This is a genomic window from Burkholderia sp. Bp9004, from assembly GCF_003858025.1.
Taxonomy (GTDB): domain Bacteria; phylum Pseudomonadota; class Gammaproteobacteria; order Burkholderiales; family Burkholderiaceae; genus Burkholderia; species Burkholderia diffusa.
In genome coordinates, this window is record NZ_QTQD01000044.1 from 16,607 (window position 1) to 32,112 (window position 15,506).

General features: G+C 68.4%; 15 protein-coding genes. 11 read left to right on the forward strand and 4 right to left on the reverse strand.

The window, feature by feature from the left end:
• Positions 1–330: 330 nt before the first annotated feature.
• From DIE08_RS32255 to DIE08_RS32285, 7 genes are all read left to right on the forward strand, one after another.
• The gene (locus DIE08_RS32255) at positions 331–1,017 is read left to right on the forward strand and encodes an orotate phosphoribosyltransferase (RefSeq protein ID WP_006752465.1); all 687 of its coding nucleotides are present in this window, start codon (positions 331–333) and stop codon (positions 1,015–1,017) included.
• Positions 1,018–1,238: 221 nt separating this feature from the next.
• Positions 1,239–1,841, forward strand: a complete 603-nt coding sequence (locus DIE08_RS32260; protein ID WP_059608516.1) for a YbhB/YbcL family Raf kinase inhibitor-like protein — start codon at positions 1,239–1,241, stop codon at positions 1,839–1,841.
• Positions 1,842–2,070: 229 nt separating this feature from the next.
• A complete protein-coding gene (locus DIE08_RS32265) occupies positions 2,071–2,643 on the forward strand; it encodes a flavodoxin family protein (protein WP_124905735.1) in 573 nt (190 codons plus the stop codon).
• A gap of 187 nt (positions 2,644–2,830) precedes the next feature.
• A complete protein-coding gene (gene argC, locus DIE08_RS32270; protein ID WP_124905737.1) occupies positions 2,831–3,781 on the forward strand; it encodes an N-acetyl-gamma-glutamyl-phosphate reductase in 951 nt (316 codons plus the stop codon).
• A gap of 427 nt (positions 3,782–4,208) precedes the next feature.
• Positions 4,209–5,627: a DUF2957 domain-containing protein gene (locus tag DIE08_RS32275; protein ID WP_124905739.1), complete on the forward strand. Its 1,419-nt coding sequence runs from the start codon at positions 4,209–4,211 to the stop codon at positions 5,625–5,627.
• 155 nt (positions 5,628–5,782) lie between these two features.
• Complete coding sequence (locus DIE08_RS32280) at positions 5,783–7,024, forward strand: DUF2957 domain-containing protein (RefSeq protein WP_124905741.1); 1,242 nt, start codon at positions 5,783–5,785, stop codon at positions 7,022–7,024.
• 16 nt (positions 7,025–7,040) lie between these two features.
• Positions 7,041–7,874: an OmpW family protein gene (locus DIE08_RS32285; protein ID WP_059608521.1), complete on the forward strand. Its 834-nt coding sequence runs from the start codon at positions 7,041–7,043 to the stop codon at positions 7,872–7,874.
• A gap of 204 nt (positions 7,875–8,078) precedes the next feature.
• On the opposite strand, the gene DIE08_RS32290 is transcribed toward DIE08_RS32285, so the two are convergent.
• Complete coding sequence (locus DIE08_RS32290) at positions 8,079–8,999, reverse strand: LysR family transcriptional regulator (protein WP_124905743.1); 921 nt, start codon at positions 8,997–8,999, stop codon at positions 8,079–8,081.
• A 97-nt stretch (positions 9,000–9,096) separates the two neighbouring features.
• On the opposite strand from DIE08_RS32290, the gene DIE08_RS32295 reads away from it, so the two are divergent.
• Positions 9,097–10,374 (forward strand): MFS transporter, encoded by a 1,278-nt coding sequence (locus tag DIE08_RS32295; protein WP_124905745.1) that lies wholly within the window; start codon positions 9,097–9,099, stop codon positions 10,372–10,374.
• 73 nt (positions 10,375–10,447) lie between these two features.
• Here the strand turns inward: DIE08_RS32295 and DIE08_RS32300 are convergent, their stop codons facing one another.
• A complete protein-coding gene (locus DIE08_RS32300; protein WP_124905747.1) occupies positions 10,448–11,089 on the reverse strand; it encodes a LysE family translocator in 642 nt (213 codons plus the stop codon).
• A gap of 71 nt (positions 11,090–11,160) precedes the next feature.
• Positions 11,161–12,030 carry an NAD(P)-dependent oxidoreductase gene (locus tag DIE08_RS32305; RefSeq protein WP_059607766.1) on the reverse strand — a complete coding sequence of 290 codons (870 nt, stop codon included), beginning with the start codon at positions 12,028–12,030 and terminating at the stop codon, positions 11,161–11,163.
• Between the two features lie 96 nt (positions 12,031–12,126).
• Between DIE08_RS32305 and DIE08_RS32310 the strand changes: the two genes are divergently transcribed.
• Complete coding sequence (locus DIE08_RS32310) at positions 12,127–12,894, forward strand: Mut7-C RNAse domain-containing protein (RefSeq protein WP_124905749.1); 768 nt, start codon at positions 12,127–12,129, stop codon at positions 12,892–12,894.
• A gap of 78 nt (positions 12,895–12,972) precedes the next feature.
• On the opposite strand, the gene DIE08_RS32315 is transcribed toward DIE08_RS32310, so the two are convergent.
• Entirely contained in the window at positions 12,973–13,206 is a 234-nt protein-coding gene (locus tag DIE08_RS32315; RefSeq protein WP_124905751.1) for a hypothetical protein, read from the reverse strand.
• A gap of 367 nt (positions 13,207–13,573) precedes the next feature.
• Here DIE08_RS32315 and DIE08_RS32320 point away from each other — a divergent pair, with 367 nt between their 5' ends.
• Both DIE08_RS32320 and DIE08_RS32325 read left to right on the forward strand, forming a co-directional pair.
• A complete protein-coding gene (locus DIE08_RS32320; RefSeq protein ID WP_124905753.1) occupies positions 13,574–14,779 on the forward strand; it encodes an efflux RND transporter periplasmic adaptor subunit in 1,206 nt (401 codons plus the stop codon).
• A 10-nt stretch (positions 14,780–14,789) separates the two neighbouring features.
• Positions 14,790–15,488, forward strand: coding sequence for an ABC transporter ATP-binding protein (locus DIE08_RS32325; RefSeq protein ID WP_124905755.1), 699 nt, complete (start codon positions 14,790–14,792; stop codon positions 15,486–15,488).
• Positions 15,489–15,506: the final 18 nt, after the last annotated feature.

A 15,506-nucleotide genomic window follows, 5' to 3' on the forward strand; every position in this document is an offset into this window, starting at 1 on the left:
CCTTGGCGGGTGGCAAGAGGAAAGTACAAAGTACTGAACGATTTCTAAGGGTCGCCTAGTGTACACCCCGCGCATGACGCATGTTGGTGCAACGCCGCATCCTTTGCGTCAGCGCGCAAGCGGTCAGGCCCTGTTTGTTTCGCCGGTGGTGAGCCAAGCGGCGAACCCGCGCGAATTCCGCCGAAAACCGGCCTGAATCGGGTAAAATAGCCGGCTACGCGCGCAGCGATGCGATTGGCCCTCCGATCGCGCCCCGGCCCCTCGGGCAGGTTCCCCTTGCTGCGCCATGGGGCCCGCGCCCGCTCTTCGCTCATCACCCAAGGAATGCCCATGACAGGCTACGATCGTCAGTCGATCTCGGATACGACCGCCAAAATCCTGCTCGAAGTACAGGCAGTGCACTTCAATGCAGAAAAACCGTTCATCTTCACGTCCGGCTGGGCAAGCCCCGTCTACATCGACTGCCGCAAGCTGATCTCGTATCCGCGCGTGCGCCGTGCGCTGATGGAAATGGCGGAAACGACGATCATGCGCGACGTCGGCTTCGAGCAGATCGACTCGGTGGCGGGCGGCGAGACGGCCGGCATCCCGTTCGCGGCATGGCTTGCGGACCGGATGATGGTGCCGATGCAGTACGTTCGCAAGAAGCCGAAGGGTTTCGGCCGCAACGCGCAGATCGAAGGCCATCTGGAAGAAGGCTCGCGCGTCCTGCTCGTGGAAGACCTGACGACCGACAGCCGCAGCAAGATCAACTTCGTCAACGCGCTGCGCACCGCGGGCGCGACGGTGAATCACTGCTTCGTGCTGTTCCACTACAACATCTTCAAGGAAAGCGTGTCGGTCCTGAAGGACATCGACGTCGACCTGCACGCGCTGGCGACCTGGTGGGACGTGCTGCGCGTCGCGAAGGCCTCGGGCTACTTCGAGACCAAGACGCTCGACGAAGTCGAGAAGTTCCTGCACGCGCCGGCCGAATGGTCGGCCGCGCACGGCGGCGCGACGGCGCCGAAGGAGTAATGCCGGGCCGGCACGCCGCCGGCACCCTGGCCGAACAAGCCGCTCGCCTGATCGCGAGCGGCTTTTTTTTCGTCCACCGATCCACATCGGCGCCGGCCCGCATCGCGCATCGAACCCTAATGCTAGACTTGATCCATCGTCGCCATCAGCTGCGCGGGCAACGCACAACGCCAACAATGCCGGGAGCATCGGTCCGGCCCACGTGACGGGAGAAGCGCCATATGCGTGTGGATCGCCGGATCACTTCGCCTGCGTCCCCGGGTCGTCCTTCGCCGTTCATCGCCGCCCTTGCCTGCGCCGCCGCGTGCGTCGCGTTCGCCGTCCTGCCCGCGCGGGCGGAAGGCCCGTTCACCGTGTCGAGCAACGACCTGACGGCCGGCGGCCGCGTCGGCGCCGCGAACGTGTTCGACCGAGGCGACTGCAAGGGCGCCAATCGGTCGCCGCAACTGAGCTGGCGCAACCCGCCCCCCGGCACGCAGGGCTACGCGATCACGATCTTCGATCCCGATGCGCCGGGGCACGGCTGGTGGCACTGGGCCGTCGCCGGCATCCCGGCAAGCGTCACGAGCCTGCCGGCCGACGCGAGCGCGTCGGGCCTCCTGCGCCGCATCGGCGCGAGCGAGGCGCGCAACGACTTCGGGATCGACGGCTACGGCGGCCCGTGCCCGCCCCCCGGCAAGCCGCACCGCTACGTCATCACCGTCTATGCGCTGAAGGGCACGGACCTGCGCGTCGCGCAAGGGCGCCCCGCACCGATGTTCGAGCACGAGATCGGCACGCTGACGATCGGCACCGCGCGGCTCACGGTCACTTACGGCCAGTGAGCGCTCACGCGCCGCCGCCTGCCCCGTTGCGCGTGTCCCCGGCCTCCCTCGCCCGCGCCCGCGAATTTCCCCGCCTCGCCTGCGTGCTTTTCTCCCGTCATTTCGACTTGCTAGACTCGGCGTCACCGGTCGCGGCATCCCGCCGCGCATCCGTCGCGCCGCCCGACCGCGGCGCGTGACGCGGCAGGCCGCGACGCCCGCCGTTTCGTCCCCTTCCGGAGAACGCTTCATGTCGAACATCGTCATCGTCTATCACAGCGGCTACGGTCACACACAGAAACTGGCCGACGCCGTCCACGCAGGCGCGCAGGACGCCGGCGCCACCGCACGCCTGATCGCCGTCGGCGAACTCGACGAAGCGGGCTGGGCCGCGCTCGACGCGGCGGACGCGATCGTCTTCGGCGCGCCGACCTACATGGGCGGCCCGTCCGCGCAGTTCAAGCAGTTCGCCGATGCCACGTCGAAACCGTGGTTCACGCAGAAATGGAAGGACAAGATCGCCGCGGGCTTCACGAACTCCGCGACGATGAACGGCGACAAGTTCTCGACCATTCAGTATTTCGTCACACTGGCGATGCAGCATGGGATGGTGTGGGTCGGCACGGGCATGATGCCGGCCAACTCGAAGGCGGCCACCCGCAACGACATCAACTACGTCGGCGGCTTCACGGGCCTGCTCGCGCAGTCGCCGGCGGACGCGACGCCCGACGAGGGCCCGCTGCCGGGCGATCTCGAGACCGCGAAGGCGTTCGGCCGGCGCGTCGCCGAGGCGACCGCCCGCTGGCTGGCCGGCGGCCGCTGAACGCGGCGGCACGCACGCCCGGTCGCGCCGCCGGTGACGCGGCAATGCCGCGCAGGCGCGCGCGAGCGGTACAAGACGGCCCGCGGGCCGTCTTTTTTTCGCCCCGTGCGGTGCAGGCCCGCCGGATGAGGTCTTAAAATGGCGGTTTCAGGGCGCCGCGGCTCCCGTTTCATTCAGCGAGAACGAAATGAGCACCAAAGTTTTTGTCGACGGCCAGGAAGGTACGACCGGCCTCAAGATCTTCGAATACCTGTCGGCGCGCAAAGACATCGAGATCCTGCGCATCGATGAAGCGAAGCGCAAGGACGTCGACGAGCGCCGCCGCCTGATCAACGCATCGGACGTCACGTTCCTGTGCCTGCCGGACGTCGCGTCGCGCGAATCGGCATCGCTGGTCGAGAACCCGAACACGACGCTGATCGACGCGAGCACCGCGTTCCGCACGAACGCCGACTGGGCGTACGGCCTGCCGGAACTGACGCGCGCGCAGCGCGAGAAGATTCGCACGTCGAAGCGCATCGCCGTGCCGGGCTGCCACGCATCGGCGTTCGTGCTCGCGATGCGTCCGCTCGTGGATGCCGGCATCGTCGCGCCGACCTTCGCCGCGCACAGCTACTCGATCACCGGCTACAGCGGCGGCGGCAAGTCGATGATCGCCGAATACGAAAACGCGGCGCCGGGCGGCAAGCTCGCGAGCCCGCGTCCGTACGCGCTCGCGCTTGCGCACAAGCACCTGCCGGAAATGGCCGCGCACACGGGCCTCGCGCACGCACCGATCTTCACGCCGATCGTCGGCCCGTTCCTGAAGGGCCTTGCCGTGACGACCTACTTCTCGCCCGAACAGCTCGCGAAGCGCGCGACGCCGCAGGACGTGCAGCGCGTGTTCGCCGAGTACTACGCGGACGAACCGTTCGTGCGCGTCGCGCCGTTCAACGCGGATGCGAACCTCGACAGCGGCTTCTTCGACGTGCAGGCGAACAACGACACGAACCGCGTCGACCTGTTCGTGTTCGGCAACGAAGAGCGCTTCGTCACGGTCGCGCGCCTCGACAACCTGGGCAAGGGCGCATCGGGCGCCGCGATCCAGTGCATGAACCTCAACATCGGCGCCGCCGAGGATGCAGGCCTCAAACGCTGATTGCGCTTGCATGCGATGCAAAGCCGGCCGCTGGCCGGCTTTTTATTTTCCCGTATCAGGCAATCAATAAAATCCGGTTCGCGCATTTACAAATATTTACAAGCTTTCCATTGCGCGATTACCGATGAATTAATTACCCCAATTTTCTCCAGTCAATCCCGAATAGGGATAAACCGGATACCGCCGCTTTAAACGCTGCCGTTATACGCGTGAGGGCCTCGAGAGCCCTCCGTGCGTGGCAGCCACCCCACTTCGGCAGCACTCTAGCACCCTTCACGCGTTTTAATTCTTACTGAAAACCCGATCCTGCAAGGATTCATCGCGCGCACGCTGTTTCAATCGTCTTTTTTAGACGAGTTCATCAATTGACAGCAAAAATCCAGACAGCGACATTAGCTCGCACAATTAAACGATTGGAGACAGCGGCATGTCGCACGCCTTATCGAAGGGGGTGGCAACGGCCTTTGCCATCGCCCCTTTCCTGATTGCCTGTGGTGGAGGGGACGGCGGCGCGCCCGCGCCGATCGAGGCACCCCAATGTTCCGGATCGAGTTGCGGCACGCAAGGGCCGCCGCCGTCGCAGCCCATAAACGGCGCGCTGTGCCCGGCCGACGCCGACATCGTCAAGAGCACGTACCTCGGCGGCGCCGGTAGCGGCGAGATCGTCAGCGTCAACATCGACGCGGTCGCGATGACCTACACGCTCAAGTGGCTCGAGTCGCCGATTCCGCTCGCGACCGGCACGGTCACGCCGAGCCGCGCCGGCACCACGATCACCGGCAAGGTCGTCCACCCGCCGACCGGCACGCTGCCGACCGCGGAACAGACGCGCTGCGCGTTCGTGCTCACGCCGGGTTCGGGCACGGCACCGAACGGCTCGACCTACTCGACGGCCGCCGACTTCAACCAGGCGAACCCGCCGATGCTGCTGGTCGGCATGGGCGTGGCCGGCGGCGGCATCCCCGGCGCGACGGTTCAGTACGACGGGCTGACGATCATCCCGGGCGTGATCCAGAACGTCGGCCAGGTGCCGAACCGCCACTTCGACTTCTATCCGTTCCTCGGCTTCGCGAACACGACGACCGACCTCACGAAGCTGCCGGGCACGTACAACGCGCTGATCTACCACCTCGTGCCGTCGAGCAACTACGCGACGAAGGGCACGAATTCGAGCGAGACGTTCGACGCGAATGGCGCATGCACGTCGACGAATGCCGGCGGCTGCCAGACGACCGGCGATCCATGGACAGTGAACGCGACCGGCGGCTACCTCAACAGCGCGAAGGCGCCGCAGATCCTGCCGCAAACGCAGCTGCCGCTGATCGGCGCAACCGGCAAGTCGGCCACCGCGCACATGGTGATCGGCCAGCTCAACGGCGCGACCGTGCCGGTGGTCGTGCGCACGGGCAACGTGAACCTCGGCACGCCGCCGCTGCATGCCGACGCGCAGGTCGACGACGAATCGGGCATCGCGGTGCTCGGCGCGGCGAGCGCGATCCAGTCGGGCGCGATCGACGGCGGCTACGCGGGCGCCGATTCGAACTTCAAGTACACGGCCGCACTGATCCGCGGCAGCAACGCGTCGTTCATCAACCCGACCACGCAGGCAGAGGAAGACGCCTTCACGCTCGACTACGGCCAGGGAACGCCGGGCCTGCTCAACACGACGACGACGCCGGCAAGCGGCGCGACCTATCCGTCCGCATCGGGCGTGGTGATCGCGACGGGCGGCCTGTACGCGGCGCTCATCCAGGGCACGGTGAACGGCGGCGTCACGTCGACGTCGGCGAACTCGAGCACGTCGTCGACACCGTACTTCGGCGTGGGCGCACAGATCAGCAAGTAACGATCGGGGACGCGGCGGCGCTCGATACGCCGCCGCGGGATGCAGGGAAGGCACGAAACGACGGCGCCCGGCACGGCGCAGGCAGCACGAGCACAAGCAACAGAAGCGGTCGACAGGGAGCCGGCCGCCTGACAAGACAAATCTGGAGGAGCAACATGAAGCGCAACCTCGTTCTGGCGGCGGCCCTTGCCGCCCCCCTTCTTTCCGCGTGCGGTGGCGGCAGCGACAATCCGCCTCCGCTCGTCGAAGACCGGCTCTGCCCCGCGACGCTCGACTACAGCACCGTGTTTACCGGCGGCGCGGGCAGCGGCGAACTGGCCAAGGTCCAGCTCGATACGACCAAGATGACCTGGCAGGTCACCTATGTCGAATCGGCGGTTCCGCAAAAGACCGGCACCGTCACGCCGACCCGCGCGGGCACCGTCGACAGCGGCACGCTCACGCAGGAAACGCTGCTGCCGACCAACAAGCTGAACCAGTGCGCGTTCCGGCTGAATGGCGCGAGCCTCGATGCGTCGCGCCCGGCGCGCATCTTCGTCGGCTTCGGCGTGGCGGGCGGCACGATTCCAGGCAAGGAGATCCAGTTCGACGGCGTGCTCGGCCAGGCCGCGGTGCCCGACACGAAATTCCCGTACTACCCGTTCATCGGCTTCTCGTCGATCGAAACCGACATCACGAAGGTCGCGGGCACGTACAGCCACATCGGCTTCGGCGAAGTGCCGTCGCAGCAATTCGCGCCGGCGTCGATCGACGCCAAGGTGACGATCAACGCGGACGGCACGTGGACCAAGTGCGACACGACCGGCCAGTTCGCCGGCGGCGCGTGCATGCAGCAGGGCACGAACTTCGTGCAGTCGGCCGACGGCAGCGGCGCGTTCCAGAGCAACAACTACCAGAGCCAGCTGAAGCCGACGCTGTCGGCGACGCCGCAGGGCAAGGGCTTCATGATCGTCGGCAAGCTGCGCAACCAGCTGGTGCCGATCCTCGTGCGCACGGGCGTCGCGAACCCGAACCCGACGCCCGACAGCAACGGCGTGCCGGGCCTGACCGCCGACGACGAATCGAGCATCTCGATCCTCTCGCCTCAGACCGCGATCGCGGCCGGCTCGCAGAACGGCGAATACATCGGCGTCGACAGCCAGTTCGACTACCGGACCACCGCGCTGATCAACAACCAGGCCACGCTGCTCGATCCGTTCCAGCCGTCGCAGGCATCGCTCGCGACCGCGCTCGACCTGGACTACACGCAGAAGGTGCCGGGCACGGTCACGACGATCCACACGGGTTCGGGCAGCACGTCGCCGACCGGCAAGTTCATCTTCACGGGTGGCGTGTTCGGTTTCCTCGACAACGCGGGTTCGACGCCGTATTTCACGATCGGCGCGTTCGTCCAGTAAGCGGAGGCAAGCCGTGATGAAGAAGACCCTTCTTTGCGCGGCGGCCGGCGCCGCCGCGCTGGCGCCGCTCGCGGCGCACGCGCAGAGCGCCGGCAGCAACGTCGTCACGCTGGGCTGGTTCCACGTGATGCCGCAGCAAAGCAGCACGCCGATGACGACCAACGTCGCGCCGACGCCGATCAATACGCCGCTGCGGCTGCCGCCGTCGTTCACGTCGCCGGGCACCGGGCTGCGTACGAGCGGTGCCGATACGGTCGGCCTGACGGTCAGCCACTTCCTGACCGACCACATCGCGGTCACGTCGGTGGCAGGCGTGCCGCCGGTGTTCAAGGTGTCGGGCCAGGGCACGATCAAGCCGCCCGGCCCGGCCGGCGCGCTCGGCACGCAGAACATCGGGCTGGCGTCGGTGAACCCGATCGTGAAGAGCGTGCGGCAGTGGAGCCCGGCCGTGCTGCTGCAGTACTACTTCGGACAGGCGACCGCGAAGTTCCGGCCGTTCCTCGGCCTCGGCGTGTCGTACAACTGGTTCAGCGACCTGCAACTCAACACGAACTTCATCAAGCAGACGCAGGACAACCTCGGCGCGATTCTCGCGGCGGGCGCGGGCAAGCCGGGTACGACATCGGTGGAGGCGAAGGCGTCGTCGTCGTGGCAGCCGGTGTTCAACGCGGGTCTGCAGTACAACATGACGGAGCATTTCGGGCTGATCGCGTCGGTGACGTACATCCCGCTGAAGACGACGTCGACGGTGACGATCAAGGCGGCCGACGGCACGGTGCTCGCCGAGTCGAAATCGGACCTGAAGGCCGACCCGATCATCAGCTATGTCGGGATGACCTACAAGTTCTGACGCCGACAACGGAGGACGGACAGAGGACGAATGGATGGCCCGCGCAAAAAACGCGGGCAAAAAAAAGCCCGCCTAAGAGGCGGGCTGAATCCATATCAGAGGAGACATGGAGGAGACAGGTGTAACTATAGCGAATTGATTTCCGCATTGCAACATTTCCGTAGAGAAAATCAGGATTTTCCCTCGAATGCGCACTCTAGCGCGCTAGTTCGCATCCGACCCCTTCTCGTTCTCCCGGTCGAGCACCGCTCCCAGCGCATCGCGCAGCAGCGCGACCGGCCGTGTCAGGCGGCCCGGCAGCGCACCGTGCACGATCCACACGTTGATCCGCGTCTCCAGCCCCGCCGTTTCCACCACCCTCAGTGCATCGCGATGCGCACTGCGCGCCAGCGCAGTCGGCGACGCGATCCCGATGCCCGCACCGCGCGCGACGAGCGACAACTGCAACTCCGAACCGAACGCCTCGACCGCGACGTCGAACGGCAGCCCGGCCGCGCCGAGCGCACGGCTCAGCGCCGAACGCATCCCGCAGCCGTCCTGGCTCAGCACCCACGGAAAACCCGACAGCACGTCGAGCGACAGCGGGCCGTCCGGCAGCGGGAAGTCGCGCGCGGCGACGAGCACGGTCGGCTGCGTGCCGAGCAGCGTGGCCGTCAGCGTGTCGGGTAGCGCCGCGCTGGTCGGCACCATGACCGTCGCGACATCGAGCGTGCCGCGTTCGATGCCCTGCACCAGCGCCGGCGACCAGCCTGCCGTCACGCGCAGCGTCAGTCGCGGAAACGTGTCGCGCAGCTGGTCGATCGGCCGCTCGAGCGCCAGCTCGGACAGGAACGGCGGCACGCCGATGCGCAGTTCGCCGGACGGCTCGCTGTCGGGTGCGCCAGCCGCCATCAATTCGTCGACCGCACCTAGCACGTTGCGCGCGAGCGCATAGACGTCGCGCCCGGCGGCCGTGGGCTTCAGCGGCTTGCTCTGCCGCTCGAGCAGCGGCATGCCCAGCAGCGTCTCGAGGTTCTGCACGCGTCGCGTGAGGCCCGGTTGCGTCAGATGGAGCTTCGCGGCGGCGGCGACCATCGACCCGCTGTCGACCACCGCGACGAACGCCTGGAGATCACGCGTATTCAAAGCAAACTCGCATAATCATGTTAGACATATTTCAATTGTCGCATAAACATCAGGCACCTACGATGGGACTTCCTTCGCTCAAGACCCGAGGCCTTCGATGAACTGCCCTGCCGATTCCTGCCCGCCCGCCGTTCACCCCGCGCGCGGCGCACCGCCCGCGCTCAGTGCAGGCATGACGCTCTTCTTCGCCGCGACGGTCGGCGTGATCGTGATGGACCTGTTCGCCGCGCAGCCGCTGACCGGCCCGATCAGCGCTGACCTGCAGCTGCCGCCCGGCCTCACGGGCCTCGTCGCGATGCTGCCGCAGCTCGGGTACGCAGCGGGCCTCGTGCTGCTGGTGCCGCTCGTCGACCTGCTCGAGAACCGCCGTCTGATCGTGGCGACGCTCGTCTCGTGCGCGAGCGCGCTCGCGCTGCCGGCGTTCACGCGGTCCGGCAACGTCTTCCTGCTCGCGACGCTGGTCGCGGGCGCCGCGTCGAGCGTGATCCAGATGCTGGTGCCGATGGCCGCGTCGATGGCGCCCGAAGCGCAGCGCGGGCGGGCAGTCGGCAACGTGATGAGCGGATTGATGCTCGGCATCCTGCTGTCGCGGCCACTCGCCAGCCTGATCGCGGGCACGGCCGGCTGGCGCGCGTTCTACGCGCTGGCCGCGCTCGCGAACGCGGCGATCGCGGCGGTGCTCGCGCGGCGCCTGCCGCCGCGCGTGCCGCCGGTGACGGCCGGCTATCGCGCGCTGCTCGCGTCGATGGGCCGCCTGCTGGCCGACGAACCGGTGCTGCGCCGACATGCGCTGTCGGCCGCGCTCGCGATGGCCACGTTCAGCGCGTTCTGGACCGCCGTGGGGCTGCGGCTCGCGCAGCCGCCGTTCGGCCTCGACCTGCACGGAATCGCGCTGTTCGCGTTCGCCGGCGCAAGCGGTGCGATCGTCACGCCGTTGGCCGGCCGCGCCGGCGATCGCGGCCACGGCCCGGCCGCGCAGCGCATCGCGCACGTGACGATGCTCGCCGCGCTCACCGTGCTCGGCATCGCCGGCGCCGGCTGGTTCGGCTTCGATGCGCACGCCCACCGCGGGCTCGCGCTGGCGCTGCTGGCCAGCGGCGCGGCGCTGCTCGACGCGGGCGTGATCGTCGACCAGACGATCGGCCGCCGGGAAATCAACCTGCTGAATCCGGCCGCGCGCGGGCGTCTGAACGGGCTGTTCGTCGGGTTGTTCTTCGTCGGCGGGGCGCTCGGCGCGGCGCTCGCGGGCAGCGCATGGGCGTGGGGCGGGTGGAGCGCCGTGTGCGGCGTCGGCTTCGCGTTCGCAGGCGCGGCCGCGGTGTTCGGCTTGTCGGCGAGCCGCCGGGCCGGCGCCGCCGCATGGCCGCGCGCTTGACGCGGGCCCGGACAGGAAAACGCCCCGCCCTCTGACGAGGTGCGGGGCGTCCGGCGGACCGCGCGGGCTTAATTCAGTGACGGACCAGCGCCATCATCGCACCGAAGCCGACGAAGATGCCGCCCGTCAGCCGGTTGAAGACCTTCGCGACGCTCTGGCTCTTCAGCGTCGCGCCGATGCGCGTGCCGAACGACGCGTAGACGAGATACCAGCTGACCTCGATCACCGCGAACGTGACGACGAGGATGCCGAACTGCGGCAGCGTCGGCTCGGATGCGTTGATGAACTGCGGCAGCAGCGCGGCCGCGAACAGGATCGCCTTCGGGTTGCTGCCCGCGACCAGGAAGCCGTTGCGGAACAACGCCCAGCGCGATGCCGACGCGACCTGACGCGACACGGTTTCGACGTCGGCGGCAGGCTGCTCGTCGTCGACGCGCGCGCGCCACGCCTTCACGCCGAGGTAGATCAGGTAGGCCGCGCCCGCAAAGCGCAACGTGTTGAACATCGCCGGCCAGGCCTCGAGCACGGCACCGAGGCCCGCCGCCGACACCGACAGCATCAGCACCAGCGCGGTGAGACAGCCGGCCATCGTCCACGCCGAACGCCGCAGCCCGTGCCGCGCGCCGTGCGTCATCACGAGCAGCATGTTCGGACCCGGAATCGCCGACACGACGAACACCGTCGCCACGAAAAGCCACCACGTATGCAGGTTCATGACCACCCCGACCGAAAGAGAAACGAAATGTCGATTATGCCGCGCACGCGGCGTGTCTGTCCCGCGCCGGCTCAGCGGCCCGCGCGGCGCAGCGCGACTTCGCCGAGCACCGCGAAGTCCTGTTCGCCGCCGCCGTGCGCGAGCGCATCGAGCAGGCTGTCGCGCACGACGCTCGCCACCGGCAGCGGGACCGACGCGGCGTCGCCGGCCTGCAGTGCGAGCCGCACGTCCTTCAGCCCGAGGCGCGCCTTGAAACGCGCGGGCTCGTAGCTGCGCTCGGCGATCATCCCGCCATAGCCTTCGTAGACCGGCCCCGGAAACACGCTGTTCGTGATGACGTCGAGGAAGTCGCGCATCGCGACGCCGTGCGCGCCGAGCAGCGCGGACGCCTCGCCGAGCGTCTCGATCGCCGACGCGAGCGTGAAATTCGCGGCGATCTTCGCGACGTTCGCGTGCTGCGGCAGCGAGCCGAAGCGCCAGGTCTTCTGGCCGATCGCGTCGAACAGCGGCTGCACGCGGTCGATTGCCTCGGCCGGGCCGCCGGCCATGATCGTCAGGCGCGCGGCGGCCGCGACGTCCGGACGCCCCATCACGGGCGCGGCGACGTAGGCGAGGCCGCGCGACGCATGCGCGTGCGCGAGCGACTCGGCGAGCGCAACCGACACCGTGGCCATGTTCACGTGGATCAGGCCGCGCGGCGCCTGCGCGAGCAGCGCGTCGTCGAATACTTCGCGCGCCGCGGCATCGTCGGCGAGCATCGAGAAAACGGCATCGCCGCGAAACGCGTCGGCAGGCGTCGCGACGATCTGTGCGCCGAGCGCGGCGAGCGGCTCGGCGCGCTCGCGCGACCGGTTCCAGACCCGCACGTCATGCCCCGCCTTCAGCAGGTTCGTCGCGATCGCCTGCCCCATTTCGCCCAGCCCGATAAATCCGAGATCCATTTCCCCGCTCCTTCGCTCGTGAAGCGTGGAGTTAAACACAGATGGCGGTGACCTGCAGCCCCGGCGACCGGCTGCACGCGGTGCGATACTGCCCGGATGGCGACCGCGATCTTCCGCTTCCACGGTGAACTGAACGCATTTCTCGCGCGCACCCAGCGCGAGCGCGCGTTCGCGCACGCGTTTTCCCGCGACGCGACGGTCAAACATGCGATCGAGGCGCTCGGCGTGCCGCATACGGAAATCGGCCGGCTCTGCGTGAACGGCGCACCGTCCGCCCTCGACCGGCCGCTCGGCGACGGCGACCGCGTCGACATCCATCCGGAGCGCGCGCAGCCGTCGGCCGCATCCCAGCAGCCGCAACCGGACCGCTGGCGCTTCGTCGCCGACGCGCACCTCGGCGGCCTTGCGCAGCTGCTGCGCCTCGCCGGCTTCGACACCTGCTACGACAACCACTACCGCGACGACGAACTCGTCGCGCTCGCCTCGCGCGAAGGCCGGATCGTGCTGACGCGCGACCGCGAGCTGCTGAAGCGCCGCGCGGTCGCACGCGGCTGCTACCTGCACGCGCAGCAGCCGGACGCGCAGTTGCGCGAGCTGTTCGCGCGGCTCGACCTCGCGCCGCACATGTGGCCGTTCCGGCTGTGCCTGCGCTGCAACGCGCCGCTGCACGCGCTCGATGCGGCGGACGCCGCGCCGCGCGTGCCGGCCGGCGTCCGGCAGCGGCACCGGCGCTTTGCCGCGTGCGACGTGTGCCAGCGGGTGTTCTGGGAAGGATCGCACTGGCGCCGGATGCGCGCGGTGGTCGACGCGATGCGCGCGCCGCCGTCCGGTGCCCTCGACGTTCCGGACGCGGCGGACGCCTGAAAAAACAAAACCCCGCATGCCGAAGCGTGCGGGGTTTCGCGACGGATGGCTGGCAGCGCCAGCGCCGGGGACGCGCGCTTAGTTCGCTGCGCCCGCGTCGTTCGTGCCGGCGGCCGAAGCGGCTGCGGCCTTCGCCTTGCCCTTTGCCGAACCGTGCTGCTTCAGCTGGTGCTTCGGCTTGCTGTGATCCTTCTTGGCCGGTGCCGATGCTGCGGCCGACGTGTCGGCTGCCGGCGCCGACGCCTGTGCGAATGCCGAAACCGATGCGAGAGCGAATGCTGCGGTCATGATCGAAGCGAGCGTCTTCTTCATTGTTCTTCCTTTAGCGGAGAAAAAGTCAAACGTACCGGTAAGTGATGCGAGGCATCCGCATCGGAACATCAGTCGCGCCGGATCGCCGGTCGCCGCCGGGCGGGCCGGCTGATGCCTTTCCGCCTCGACAAATACTGATGCACTGGCTCCATAACGCATCGCCCGCGCGACGAGTTGACATGCGGCTCGCATCCTTCGGGTTTCCCCGGGGGGAGCCGGTTTCGGGCCCGCGCGACGCGCTGCGGGACGTGCATCAATCGTCCGACAAACCGTCTCTCGCGCCCGCCGCGGCGACGCTATACTGGCCTCCTTCCGTCCCAACCGGACGCGGCCGGTCACAGACCGCCGCCGTCGCGAGGCGCCCAAATTGCCCGATCACAATCTGGACAAACTGAAAATCGACCGGCGTCCCGTCGCAACCGCGCCACGCCGGCGCCGATGGGTCCGCTATGCGGTCGCCGCCGCGCTCGTCATCGTCGCGATCGTTGCCGTGCTGGCGCTCACCGGCCGCCCGACGGTCGACACGACCGCCGTCACGTCCGCCTACCCGTACCAGAACGACACCCAGCTCAACGCGACCGGCTACGTCGTGCCGCAGCGCAAGGCCGCGGTCGCGTCGAAAGGCCAGGGGCGCGTCGAATGGCTCGGCGTGCTCGAAGGCACGCGCGTGAAAAAGGACGAGATCATCGCGCGGCTCGAAAGCCGCGACGTGGAAGCGTCGCTGGCGCAGGCACGCGCACAGGCGCAAGTCTCCCGCGCCAACCTCGGCGTCGCTCAGGCGGAGCTGAAGGACGCGGAGATCGCGCTGCGCCGCACCGCCGTGCTCGCGCCGAAGGGCGCGGTGCCGGCCGCACAGCTCGACATCGACACGGCCCGCGTGAACAAGGCGCGCGCATCGCTCAACAGCGACGAGGCCGCGATCGCGTCCGCCGAGGCCAATGCGCAGGCCGCGCAGGTCGCGGTCGATCAGACGGTGATCCGCGCGCCATTCGACGGCATCGTGCTGGCAAAGCACGCGAACGTCGGCGACAACATCACGCCGTTCTCGTCCGCGTCGGACAGCAAGGGCGCGGTCGTGACGATTGCCGACATGGAGACGCTCGAGGTCGAGGCCGACGTCGCCGAATCGAACATCGCGAAGATCCGCGCGGAGCAGCCGTGCGAGATCCAGCTCGACGCGCTGCCCGACATGCGCTTCGCGGGTCGCGTGTCGCGCATCGTGCCGACCGTCGACCGCTCGAAGGCGACGGTGCTCGTGAAGGTGCGTTTCGTCGACCGCGACGAGCGCGTGCTGCCCGACATGAGCGCGAAGATCGCGTTCCTGTCGAAGCCCGCTTCGCCGCAGGACCGGCAGCCGGTGACGGCCGTGCAGGCGAGCGCGGTGGTCGAGCGCGACGGCCGGCAGGTCGTGTTCGTCGTGAAGGACGACACCGTGCATGCAGCGGCGGTGACCAAGGGCGCGCGGATCGGCGAACTCGTCGCGATCCGCGGCGTGAAGCCCGGCGACACGGTCGTGCTCGCGCCGGGCGCGAAGCTGAAGGACGGCGCGAAAGTGACCGTCGCGAAGAAGTAGCGTGGTGCGCGTGAACGACGCCTCGCCACCGCTCGTCGAGATCAGCCACGTCGCGAAGTCGTACCGGCGCGGCCACCAGATCGTGCCGGTGCTGACCGACATCACGCTCGACATCGGCGAAGGCGACTTCGTCGCGCTGATGGGGCCGTCGGGTTCCGGCAAGAGCACGCTGCTCAATCTCGTCGCCGGCATCGACCGGCCCGACAGCGGCGAGCTGCGCGTGGGCGGCCTCGACATCTCGCGGCTCGAGGAAGCGCAACTGGCCGAATGGCGCGCGGCGAACGTCGGCTTCATCTTCCAGTTCTACAACCTGATGCCCGTGCTCACCGCGTTCGAGAACGTCGAGCTGCCGCTGATGCTCACGCACCTGTCGCGCCGCGAACGGCGCGAGCACGTCGAGATGGTGCTCGACATGGTGAATCTCGGCGACCGGAAGACCCATTACCCGTCCGAGCTGTCGGGCGGCCAGCAGCAGCGCGTCGCGATCGCGCGCGCGTTGATCACCGATCCGGTGCTGATCGTCGCCGACGAGCCGACCGGCGACCTCGACCGCGCATCGGCCACCGACGTGCTCGCGATGCTGCAGCGGATGAACGCCGAGCTCGGCAAGACGATCATCATGGTGACCCACGATGCGCACGCGGCCGCCGCCGCGCGCTCGGTCGTGCATCTGGAAAAAGGGGAGCTGATCGATGGGCACGCCGTCTGACGGACGGGAGCGCGCGCG